Here is a 10,795-nt window from a genome sequence, read left to right as displayed (position 1 = left end):
CGATGCAGGGCATCGCGGCCTTTCGGGAGTGACTCGGGCGTGGCGTCAGCGCAGCTTGTTGAACAGCGACATCGACTGCATCTGCGAGAAGATCGTCTGCGCCGCCTGCAGTGCGGTGCTCTGCAGCTGGTACTGGCTCAGCGCATCGGCGTAATCCAGGTCGCGCATCTGCGACAGCGTGGTTTTCAGGGTCACGCCATTGGCCTCGCGCATGTCCGCCGCGTTGTCCAGTGCCTTCAGCTGCGCGCCTCCCGCAGCGCGCGAATCGATCATCCGCTCCGAGGCGCGCGCCACGTCGCGCAGTGCGCTCTGCAGCTGATTCTGCTGCGCAGTCATCTGCGCGGTGGTACCGGTGTCGGCACCCAGCGCGGCGACCAGGTTGTCCATGGTGGCGAAGATGTCGCGGCTGCTGGCGGCCTGGACGCTGAAGCTGTCGCCCGCTGCGGGTGCACCCGTGATGCGCAGGCGTACACCGTTCACTTCCAGGTCGTCGCCAGCCTTGTAGGTGCCGGTGCCGGTCACGTTGCCCGCACCATCCACCACCTCGTACTGGGTGCCGGTGGTGAAGCGCACGCTGAAGCCCTGGCCGTTCCAGCTGTCGCTGCCGTCGCGGGTGATGTTGGTCAGCACGCCGTTGCCGGTGTTGCCGGCCGCGGCGCTGCCGTCAACGAAGCCGTCGCCGGTGGGGATACGCATGAAGATCTCGCTGCCGGGCAGGGCGTCGCGCACATAGGTATCGGGGCCGACTTCAACCTGGCGCTGGGTCTGGTCGCCGCGATAGACGACCTTGCCGTTGATCTTGGCAAACGGCGGGTCACCGTCGTTGGTGCCACCGAACACGTAGCGGCCGGTACCATCGTCGGCGTTGGCCAGCGACAGCAGGCCATCGCGGATCTGGTTGACCTCGGTGATCAGCGTCTTCTTGTCGGCCGCGCTCAGTGCCGGATTGCTGGCCTGGATGGTCAGATCGTTGACGCGCGCCATCAGGTCGTTGACCTGCGCCAGGGTGTTTTCCTGCACGCCCAGGCGGTTCTGCACATTGCCGGCGTTGAGCTTCATGCGGTCCAGTGCGGCCAAGCTGCGGTCAAGGCCGACTGCAGTGCCGGCGGCAACCGGATCGTCCTTGGCGCTGACGATCTTGCTGCCAGTAGCAATCTGCTGCTCCAGGTGGCTGAGCTTGGCCTGCTTGGCCATCATCAGCGACACCGACTGGTTGAACATCATGCTGGTGGAGATGCGGCTGCTCATCGGCGGACGGCCCCCAGGATGGTCTGGAACATGCTGTCGGCGGTGGAAATCAGCTGTGAGGCAGCCTGGTAGGCCTGCTGCAGGCGCAGCATGTCGGCGGCCTCTTCGTCCAGATTCACGCCGGAGACCTCGTCGCGGGCTTCCTGTGCCTTGTCATTGATCACCAGCTGCGCATCGAGCGAGTACTCGGCCGAGCGGGCGGCGGCGCCGACCTGGGTGGTCAGGCCACCCAGTGCACCGTTCAGTGTCACCGTTCCGGCGTTGAAGGCCTTCGTGCTTTCCACCTTGGCCAGCCTGGAGGCATTGCTGTTGTCCGACGAACCGGCCGGGGTCGGGGTGATGTTGAAGGTATCGCCCACCTTTGGCGCACCGTCCAGTACGAAGCTCCAGCCGTTGGCACTGATGGTCTGGCCAGGCGTATAGGTCTGAGGCGGGCCACCGTCGATGGTGTAGGTGGTCGCCGAGGTGAACACGATCGCCGACGGATTGCGCAGGTTCGCGTTGGCCGAATCGTTGACGGTGACGCCGCTCAGTTTGCCGGTACCGGTGTTGGCGGTGGCGGCTGCGCCCTTGACTGCGGCGGCCGCGGCAATGCGCGACGGATCGGTGATGGCCATCTCCAGGCTGCCGGCCACGCCGGCGGTGGGCTGCAGCAGGAAGCGGTCATTGGCCGCCGGGGTGCCGCCGACGACCAGGTTCACGCCGTTGATCACCAGCGGATCGGCGGCGGTGCCGGTACCGGTCAGGGGAATGCTGGCGCCGGTGTCGGCGCGGCTGGCCTTCCAGGTGGTGCCATCGAACTGCAGCACCACGTTCTGCGCGTCCAGTTTGCCCAGGTCGCCATAGGTGGCGCTGAGGCTGGCGGTTCCGGTATTGCTGTTGTTGCCGGTCACGCGCGGGCTGCCGATGTTGAAGAAGTCCCCGCCCATCTGGCCATACAGATCCACACCCTGGTGGTGGACCTGGTTGAAGCTCTCGGCCAGGCCCACCGCCAGCTTGCCCAGTTCGGCCTGCGCAGGCGTCAACACGGTGTCGCGGAATTCCAGCAGGCCACCGATCTGGCCACCGACCGCCTTCGGGTCGAGACGGATGGTGTTGCCCTGGGTCTCCAGTGCCAGCTGCAGGCGCTCGGGCTGGTAAGGATCGGCCACGGTGGTGACCTTGGTCGCCGTGGTACCCACCACCAGCGCGTTGCCGCCGGCAGTGTAGACATTCATGATGCCGCCGTCCTGGATCACCGCGGTGCCACCGGTGTAGCCGATCAGCTGGGTGATCAGCTGATCGCGGCGGTCGAGCAGGTCCGGTGCAGCCGAGGCAATGTTGGTGCCGATGGCACCGTTGATCTGCGCGATCTCCTGCGCAAGGCGGTTGACCTCGGTCGCACCGGCCAGCAGGCCGTTGTTGACCTCGCTGTTGAGATTGTTCAGGTGCGTGTTGAGCTGCACGAAGCGGTTGGCCAGCGCCTTGCCACCGTCGAGCATGTTCTGGCGGTCGGCGGTGCCGGCCGCGTTGGACGACAGGCCACTGACCGAGTCGAAGAAGTTCGACCAGACGCCGGCCACGTTGGTGGCGGCATCGGAGAACAGGGCGTTGACCCGGTCGGCCATGCCCGAAAGCTGCTTCAGGCGCGCCAGCTCACCGCTGCTGTCGAGCAGGCGCGAGATCGCCAGCTGGTCGGCCGTGCGACGGATGTCGGTGATGCGGGTGCCGTTGCCGACCGTGCCGTAGCCATAGTTCTGTGGATCGGCGGTGGCGAAGTTGACCTTCTGCCGGCTGTAGCCGGGTGTATTGAGGTTGGCCACGTTGTGGCTGGTGGTCGCCAACGCTCGCTGGAAGGCGAGCAGGGCACCGGTACCGGTGGAAAGTACGCTGGACATGGTGTTCCTCAACGACGGGTGATACCCAGCGCCGCGGTCGCGGTGCTGGCGAAGGTCTGGCCAAGGCGCGAGCCGGCGTCGGCCACGGCGGCTACGGCGCGCTCGATGGTCGGGCCGCCGGCGATCGCAGCGATCTTGGCGGCGTAGCGCGGATCGGTGGCGTAACCGGCGCGCTGGAGGCCACGGGCGAAGCCCTGCACGTCGGTGCCGGCCTGCAGGGCCTGCTGGTAGCGCGGGCTGGTCTTCAGCAGGCGCACGTAGTCGGCAAAGCTCTCGGCCGCTGAACCGTAGGCGCGGAAGCTGGCGGTTTCGTTGCGGCGCACGCCATCGACATATTCATGGGTGCCGGCCGTGGCGCGCTGGCCGTTCCAGCCAGTGGCCTTGATGCCGAACAGGTTGTGCGAGGTGCTGCCATCGGCATGCTTGATGTGGCGCTTGCCCCAGCCGGTCTCCAGCGCGGCCTGGGCGACCAGGGCGCGGGCATCCACGCCCAGTTCCCTGGCCGCGCTCTGTGCGTGCTGCCAGATACTGGCGACGAAGCCCTCCGGGGTATGCTCGCCGAGCTGGGCGACGGCGGTGCGCGTGGCCAGGGCATCGGCCGGGCTCACGGCCGTGCCGCGATTGCTGGCCGTCGCCGTCCACTGGTCGCTGTTGGCGGCCCAGTCCTCGCCCTGCAGGCTGCCGATGTACGGATCCTCGGTGCCCAGCGAGCGGTGCAGCCCGCTGCTCTCACGGCCGGCGATCAGGTCCAGTGCCTGCTCCATCGGTGCCAGCGCGGCCTGGGCACCGTGCTGTGCGCCGGCCGCCATCTGCTGCAGCATGCGCACGGCCTGGCTGCCATCTTCCAGGGGCAGCGACGGTGCCGGCCTGGCCGGCGCGTTGAGCTGGTAAGCACGGCTGGCCTTGGCCGGATCCACGCGGGTATCCAGTGCCGGACCTTCGGCGGCCTGGCCGGACAGCTGGCGGGTGATCATGCCGGACAGGCCCAGGCCCTTGCCGCGGGTCATCGCCTCGGCAATCTTCTGGTCGTACATGTCGCGGAACATCTTGTTCTCGCCGGGAAACAGCGAGTCGCCGAAGCTGGCATCGCGCATGCTCTTGACCAGCATCTGTGCGAACTGGCCTTCCAGCTGGCGAGCGACCTTGTCGATCTTCGCCGGATCGTTCTGCTGCGCCGGGTGCAGGTCGAATGCGGGATTGATGCGCATGTCAGATCACCTCAAGCTCGGCACTCAGTGCGCCGGCCTGCTTCAGGGCTTCCAGGATCGCGATCAGGTCGCCCGGTGCCGCGCCTACGGCGTTCACCGCATGCACGATTTCGTCCAGGGTGGTGCCGCCGCTGAACTTGAACATGCGGCTGCCGTCGTTGGTGGCGGTGATGGTGGACTGCGGGCTGGCAACGGTACGGCCGCCCGACAGCGCATTGGGCTGGCTGACGTTGGTGTTTTCCTGGATGGTCACGGTCAGCGAACCATGCGATATCGCGGCCGGCCCCACGCGCACCTGCTGGCCGATGACCACGGTGCCGGTGCGTGAATTGACCACCACCTTGGCCGGGGCGCTGCCCGGGGTCAGTTCCAGGTTCTCGATGCGCGCCAGCAGGCCGATGCGTGCGCCCGGATCAGTCGGTGCGGTGACGGCGACGGTCACGCCGTCGATCGCGCGCGCCGCGCCTTCGCCGAATGCGTTGTTGAGCGCGGCGACCATGCGCGAGACCGTGGTGAAATCGTTGTTGTGCAGGTTCAGGGTGATGTCGCCGCCGTTGGCCAGCGGATCGGGCAGGGCACGCTCCACGGTGGCGCCGTTGGGAATACGGCCGACGCTGGGCACGTTCACCGAGACACGGGAGCCGTCCTTGCCCTGCGCGCCAAAGCCACCCACGATCAGATTGCCCTGGGCGATGGCATAGATCTGGCCATCGGCGCCGCGCAGCGGGGCCATCAGCAGCGAGCCGCCGCGCAGCGACACCGCGTTGCCGATCGAAGACACCGTGATGTCGATCGGCTGGCCCGGCTTGGCGAACGGCGGCAGTTCGGCGTGGATCGCCACGGCGGCCACGTTCTTCAGCTGCGGATTGACGTTCGGCGGCACGTTCACGCCCAGCTCGCCAAGCAGGTTTTTCAGGCTCTGCACGGTAAAGGGCGCCTGGCTGGTACGGTCGCCGCTGCCATCCAGGCCGACCACCAGGCCATAGCCCACCAGCGCATTGCCGCGCACGCCGCCGACCTGGGCCAGGTCCTTGATGCGCTCGGCGCTGGCAGGCGCAGCCATTGCCAGCAGAAGGAAGAATGATCCGTAGAGCGACGCCATGCGTCGCTGCCACGTAGAAGAGAAGAGAGCTTTCATGGCCATACTCAGAACGGCGTCAGGCCGGAATTGAAGAAGCGGCTCAGCCAGCCCATCGCGTTGGACTGCGCGACCGGGCCGCGGCCGCCGTAGACGATGCGGGCCTCGGCCACGCGGCTGGACGGAATGGTGTTGTCCTGGCTGATGTCGCCCGGGCGCACGATGCCCTGCACCTGCACCAGTTCATCGCCCTGGTTCAGCCGCAGGTTCTTCTGCCCCTGCACCACCAGGTTGCCGTTGGGCAGGCGCTGGATCACCGTGACCGTGACGCTGCCCTGCAGGCGGTTGCTCTGCGCGCTGTTGCCCTTGCCGGTGAAGTCACGCGCGCCCTTGGCGGTGGCACTGAGGATGTCCTTGCCGCCCAGGGTGACCGGCGCACCAAGGATGGACGGCGTGCCCAGGCTCAGGTTGGATTCCTTGTTGGTGGCTGTGTTGGCGCTGGTCTGCGCGGTGGTGTTTTCCAGCAGGGTGATCGTCAGCAGGTCGCCGACATCGCGTGCGCGGCGGTCCGAATACAGCTGCAGGGTCGGGCCAGCGGCGTAGATCGCACCGGCGGTGGGCGCGGCCTGCGGCGGCATGATCGGCTGGATCGGCGCCATCGCCGGATAGGGGCGCACGTCGCCCGCGATCACGCAGCCACCGAGCAGGGCGACCACGGTGCAGGCGAGGGCAGTACGGGCGAGGTTGGAAATGGGCGACATGGCGGTTTCCCGGTTGGGCCGGTCAGATCTTGTTGTTGAGATAGCCGAGCATCGAGTCGGTGGTGGAGATCGCCTTGGCATTCATTTCGTAGGCGCGCTGGGTTTCGATCATCGACACCAGCTCTTCCACCACATTGACGTTGCTGCCTTCCAGCGCACCCTGCACCACGGTGCCGAGACCGTTCAGGCCGGGATTGCCGTTCTGTGCCGGGCCCGAGGCCGTGGTTTCCAGGAACAGGTTCTCGCCGCGCGCCTGCAGGCCGGCCGGATTGACGAAGTCGGTCAGGGTCAGCGCACCGACTTCCACCGACGCGGCGTTGTCGGCCATCTTCACGCTGATGGTGCCGTCGCTGCCGATGGTGACCGACTGCGCGCCCTCGGGAATCTGGATGCCCGGCTGTACCGGGTAGCCGCTGTTGGTGACCAGTTCGCTGTCCTGGTTGATCTTGAACGAGCCATCACGGGTGTAGGCCGAGCTGCCGTCGGGCATCTGCACTTCGAAGAAGCCGCGGCCATTGACCATCACGTCCAGTGCGCGGCCGGTCTGCTGCTGGCCACCCTGCTCGAAGTTCTTGGCGGTGGCGACCACGCGCACGCCGGTACCCAGCTGCAGGCCGGTCGGCAGCTGCGTCTGCGCCGACGAAGAGCCGCCCGGCTGCCGCACCTGCTGGTACAGCAGGTCCTCGAAGCTGGCGCGGTCCTGCTTGAAGCCGGTGGTGTTGGTGTTGGCGAGGTTGTTGGAAACCACCGACATGCGCATCTGCTGCGCATCCAGTCCGGTTTTCGCGATCCACAATGCCTGGTTCATCTTCGGAGTCCTGTCTGGGTGAAGCCGGCCGCGCAATGCGGCCCTTGGTAGCGGGTGTGCAAGCGGTGTGCCAGCGCCGCGCCCGGGCGGCGCCGGAAATTCGTCAGCTGCCCAGGCGGAGCAGGCTGTTGGCGCTGCGCGCGTTGTCGTCGCCGTGCTTGATCACCTGAACCTGCATTTCGTACTGGCGCTGCAGCTGGATCATCTGCACCAGCGCACCGGCGGCATCGACGTTGCTGCCCTCCAGTTGCCCGCTGTGCACGACGGTGCCCTGTGCCGGTGCGAACGGCTGGCGCGGGTCGGTGTTGCGGAACAGGCCATCCAGGCCGCGCTCGAGGCGCTCGTCCGGCGCCTGCACCACCTTGATCCGGCCGATCTGCGCCATCGTCTGCGGGCCTTCGCCCTGCGGGATGATCGAGATCGTGCCGTCGGCGCCGATCTCCATCGCCTGGTAGGGCGGAATGGCGATCGGGTTGTTGTTGTCATCCAGTACCGTGCGGCCGCCAGAGGTCACCAGCTGGCCGTTCGGCGTCACCGACAGGGCTGCGCCACGCGTATACGCTTCGCTGCCATCGCTCGCCTGCACCGCCAGCCAGGTGCCGCTCTGCAGTGCAAGGTCCAGCGGTTTGCCGGTGATGTGCTGCGCGCCGGGCCGGCGGTTGAAGCCGGCGTCGACGTGCAGCGCATCCACCCGCGAGGCAAAGCCCGGACCCTTGATCGGGAAGGCTTCGGTGTTGGCCAGCGCTTCCTTGAAGCCAGGAGTGTCCGAGTTGGCGAGGTTGTGGCTGAGCGTTCCCTGCGCCTGCAGGGAGGCGCGGGCACCGGTCATCGCCACGTAAAGGGCTTTATCCATGCGGGGAGTTCCGTGACAGGGTCAGCAGCTCATCAACGGATGTTGATGACGGTCTGGGTGATCTGGTCCTGCGTGGTGATCATCTGCGCGTTGGCCTGGAAGTTGCGCTGCGCGGTGATCATGTTGACCAGCTGCTCGGTGAGATCGACGGTGGACGCTTCCAGCGAGCCGGCCTGGATCTTGCCGAGATTGGAGGTGTCCGGCATTCCGGTGCGCGGCGTGCCTGACTCGAAGGTCTCCACCCACAGGTTGTTGCCCTTCGATTCCAGTCCCTGGGTGTTGTTGAAGGTGGTCAGTGCGACCTGGCCCAGCGGCTTGTCGTCGCCGTTGGAGTAGCGCGCATAGACCACGCCCGACTCGGACACAGTGATCTCGTTGAGCTTGCCGGCGGCATAGCCGTCCTGCTGGGTGTTGCGCAGGGCGAACTTCTCGCCGTACTGGGTCGAACCGCTGATGTCCAGCGTCATGTTCAGCTGGCCAGCGCCCGTGGTCGGGGTGAAGGTGCCGAGGCCAACCTTGCCGTTGGCCGGGGCGGTCAGCTTGCCGCTGTTGTCGAAGGTGACCGCGGTCGGGGTGCCAGCGGGCTGGCCATCGACATAGTTGTGCACGGTCCATTCGTTGGGGTTGGCGCCCTTCACGAAGTACGAGACCTGGATGTGGCTCACGCCCAGCGAGTCGTACACGGTGATGCCGCCGCTGGAGTGGTTGTAGCTGTTGGAGTCGGTCGGGTCGAACGTGGCCACGGTCGGCTGCTTGGCGTTGGCCGGCAGGGTGAAGCCCACCTTCACTTCGCTGGTCTGCTTCGGCGGGCTGTCGGTGGTCAGCAACTGCAGGTCGACCAGGCGGCCGGCATCGAAGTTGGTGCCATCGGCATTCGGCGCGAACACCTGCAGGCGCGCGCCCTGCGGATTGACCACGTAGCCGGCCGAATCGGTCTGGAAGTTGCCGGCACGCGAGTACACACGCGAACCGTTCATGTTCATGGTGAAGAAGCCCTCACCGGAAATGGCCATGTCCAGGCTGCGCCCGGTCTGCTCGTTGTGGCCCTGGATGAACTGCTGGGCGACGTTGGAGACGCGCACGCCCGAGCCGGTCTGGTTCTTCGACAGGCCGTAGCTGGTGGAGGCGAACAGATCGGCGAACTCGGCGCGCGACTGCTTGAAGCCGGTGGTGTTGACGTTGGCGACGTTGTTGGCGGTGACGCTCAGGTCGGTGTTGGCGGCATTGATGCCGGACAGCGAGACATTGAAGCCCATGGGATGCTCCTGGTTGATGCGGGATGTGCGGCTCAGCTGACGCGGAGCACGTAGTCGATCGGGGCCGTGCCCAGGCCCTTGAGGTTCAGGTACAGGCCGTCGGATCCGACGGTCACGCTTTCCACCGGCGCCTGCACATAGGTGGACAGCTTGGTGCTCTTGCCGGCGGTATCGACATGGTTGGCAACGATGGAATACTTGCCCGGTTCCATGCGCTTGCCGTTGGCGTCCTTGCCGTCCCACTGGAAGGCGGTTTCGCCTGCTGCCTCGGCTTCCACGCTCAGCGAGGTGACCTTGGCGCCGGTGGCATCGGTGATATCCACGGTGATGATGCCGGCCGACGGCGCGGCCACCGTGCCCTCGACGCTGCCTTCCTTCTCCAGCACCAGCTTTTCCGATGGCACCAGCACCTGGTGGCCGACCAGCGCCGCGCCACGCAGCACCTGGTCGCTGGCCATCGATTCCTGGAAGCCCTTCACCGTCTTGTTCAGATCGGTGATGCCCTGCACGGTGGACATCTGCGCCATCTGCGCGACCATCTGCGTGTTGTCCATCGGCTTCAGCGGATCCTGGTGCTGCAGCTGCTCGGTCATCAGGCGCAGGAAGTCGGCCTGGTCGAGCGTGTTCTTCTTTTTCGTGGCGTTGCTGTTGGGGGCGTTCAGGCCCAGCGCGGAATAGACGTCCTGGCTGGTCTGGTTGTTGACGGCGGTGGTCATGGCGGTATCCGGTGCTGCGGGCCTCAGCGGCCCATGGTCAAGGTGGCCAGGGCCAGTTCCTTGGCGGTGGTCAACATCTCCACGCCGGCCTGGTAATTGCGCGAGGTCGAGATCAGGTTGACCATCTGCGCCACCGGATCGACGTCGGGCTGGTAGATGTAGCCATCGGCGTCTGCCAGCGGGTGGCCCGGCTCGTAGCGCTTGATCGGCGCCGCCTCGCTCTGGGTGATCTCCTTCACCTTCACCGAGGTGATGTTGGGATCGTTCTTGCTGGTGACGGCCTGGAAGATCGGCTCCAGCGGCTTGTACACGGCGTCGGCAGAACCGGCGACGGTGTCGGCATTGGAGAGGTTGGAGGCGATGGTGCTCATGCGCACCGACTGCGCCTGCAGCGCGGAGCCGGCGATATCGAAGATCGGCAGGTTGCTCATGGCTTATTGCCCCGTGATCGCGGTCAGCATGGAACGCACCTTGCTCTCGACGAAGCTGAGCGAGGCGCGGTACTCGAGCGCGGCTCGGCCATAGGCGGCACGCTCGGCGTCGGGATCGACGGTGTTGCCGTCCAGGCTGGGCTGCACGCCCTCGCGCGCGATCTGGAACGGGTTCAGGCCACTACTGATTTCGTAGTGCTGCTCATGGGTGGTGGCCATCAGGCCGTTGGCATCCTGCCCCTGGGCATGGCGCAGGGCGGCATCGAAGTCCAGGTCCTGGGCCTTGTAGCCGGGCGTGTCGGCATTGCCGAGGTTGCTGGCGATCAGCTTCATCCGCTGTTCGCGCAACGGCATGGCCTGGGCGTGGACGCCCAGGTAGTCGGTAATCAGGTTGCGCACGGTGCACTCCCACGGGAACGTTGCCCGGGAAGCTGCAAGGGGTGTGCCAAGTTCGAGAGGGTAGTGCCGGCCGCTGGCCGGCTGCCCCTGCCATTCCGGGGTGCCGGACGGCGGCAGGCAACTACCCAGCCTGCACCCGCCGCCAACGCGCGAAGCACAA

The 10,795-nt window shown here is 66.5% G+C and carries 11 protein-coding genes; all 11 read right to left on the bottom strand.

Annotated elements, in window-relative coordinates:
• Positions 1-45 precede the first annotated feature (45 nt).
• The 11 genes from flgL to flgB all read right to left on the bottom strand — a co-directional run bounded on the left by flgL (position 46) and on the right by flgB (position 10,635).
• Entirely contained in the window at positions 46-1,248 is a 1,203-nt protein-coding gene (flgL, locus tag ABGA94_RS16460) for a flagellar hook-associated protein FlgL (protein ID WP_005416452.1), read from the bottom strand.
• Entirely contained in the window at positions 1,245-3,125 is a 1,881-nt protein-coding gene (gene flgK, locus ABGA94_RS16455) for a flagellar hook-associated protein FlgK (RefSeq protein ID WP_005416453.1), read from the bottom strand. The genes flgL and flgK overlap by 4 nt, the downstream gene beginning before the upstream one ends.
• 8 nt (positions 3,126-3,133) lie before the next feature.
• Positions 3,134-4,333 (bottom strand): flagellar assembly peptidoglycan hydrolase FlgJ, encoded by a 1,200-nt coding sequence (gene flgJ, locus ABGA94_RS16450; protein WP_005416454.1) that lies wholly within the window; start codon positions 4,331-4,333, stop codon positions 3,134-3,136.
• Position 4,334: 1 nt separating this feature from the next.
• Entirely contained in the window at positions 4,335-5,477 is a 1,143-nt protein-coding gene (locus ABGA94_RS16445; RefSeq protein WP_032954158.1) for a flagellar basal body P-ring protein FlgI, read from the bottom strand.
• 2 nt (positions 5,478-5,479) lie between these two features.
• Positions 5,480-6,172 (bottom strand): flagellar basal body L-ring protein FlgH, encoded by a 693-nt coding sequence (flgH, locus tag ABGA94_RS16440; protein WP_005416456.1) that lies wholly within the window; start codon positions 6,170-6,172, stop codon positions 5,480-5,482.
• A gap of 22 nt (positions 6,173-6,194) precedes the next feature.
• Positions 6,195-6,980, bottom strand: a complete 786-nt coding sequence (gene flgG, locus ABGA94_RS16435) for a flagellar basal-body rod protein FlgG (RefSeq protein WP_005416457.1) — start codon at positions 6,978-6,980, stop codon at positions 6,195-6,197.
• A 103-nt stretch (positions 6,981-7,083) separates the two neighbouring features.
• Positions 7,084-7,833 carry a flagellar basal body rod protein FlgF gene (locus tag ABGA94_RS16430; RefSeq protein ID WP_005416458.1) on the bottom strand — a complete coding sequence of 250 codons (750 nt, stop codon included), beginning with the start codon at positions 7,831-7,833 and terminating at the stop codon, positions 7,084-7,086.
• A gap of 32 nt (positions 7,834-7,865) precedes the next feature.
• On the bottom strand, positions 7,866-9,089 hold the full coding sequence (flgE, locus tag ABGA94_RS16425; protein WP_005416459.1) for a flagellar hook protein FlgE: 1,224 nt from the start codon (positions 9,087-9,089) through the stop codon (positions 7,866-7,868).
• Between the two features lie 32 nt (positions 9,090-9,121).
• The gene (locus ABGA94_RS16420; RefSeq protein ID WP_262220067.1) at positions 9,122-9,805 is read right to left on the bottom strand and encodes a flagellar hook capping FlgD N-terminal domain-containing protein; all 684 of its coding nucleotides are present in this window, start codon (positions 9,803-9,805) and stop codon (positions 9,122-9,124) included.
• A 23-nt stretch (positions 9,806-9,828) separates the two neighbouring features.
• On the bottom strand, positions 9,829-10,236 hold the full coding sequence (gene flgC / locus ABGA94_RS16415) for a flagellar basal body rod protein FlgC (RefSeq protein WP_005416461.1): 408 nt from the start codon (positions 10,234-10,236) through the stop codon (positions 9,829-9,831).
• Between the two features lie 3 nt (positions 10,237-10,239).
• Positions 10,240-10,635: a flagellar basal body rod protein FlgB gene (gene flgB, locus ABGA94_RS16410; protein WP_005409576.1), complete on the bottom strand. Its 396-nt coding sequence runs from the start codon at positions 10,633-10,635 to the stop codon at positions 10,240-10,242.
• Between the last annotated feature and the right edge of the window lie 160 nt (positions 10,636-10,795).

Source organism: Stenotrophomonas sp. 3diitr2024, from assembly GCF_042136455.1.
In the GTDB taxonomy this organism is placed as follows: Bacteria; Pseudomonadota; Gammaproteobacteria; order Xanthomonadales; family Xanthomonadaceae; genus Stenotrophomonas; species Stenotrophomonas sepilia.
This window is presented reverse-complemented; position numbering and strand designations above follow the sequence as displayed.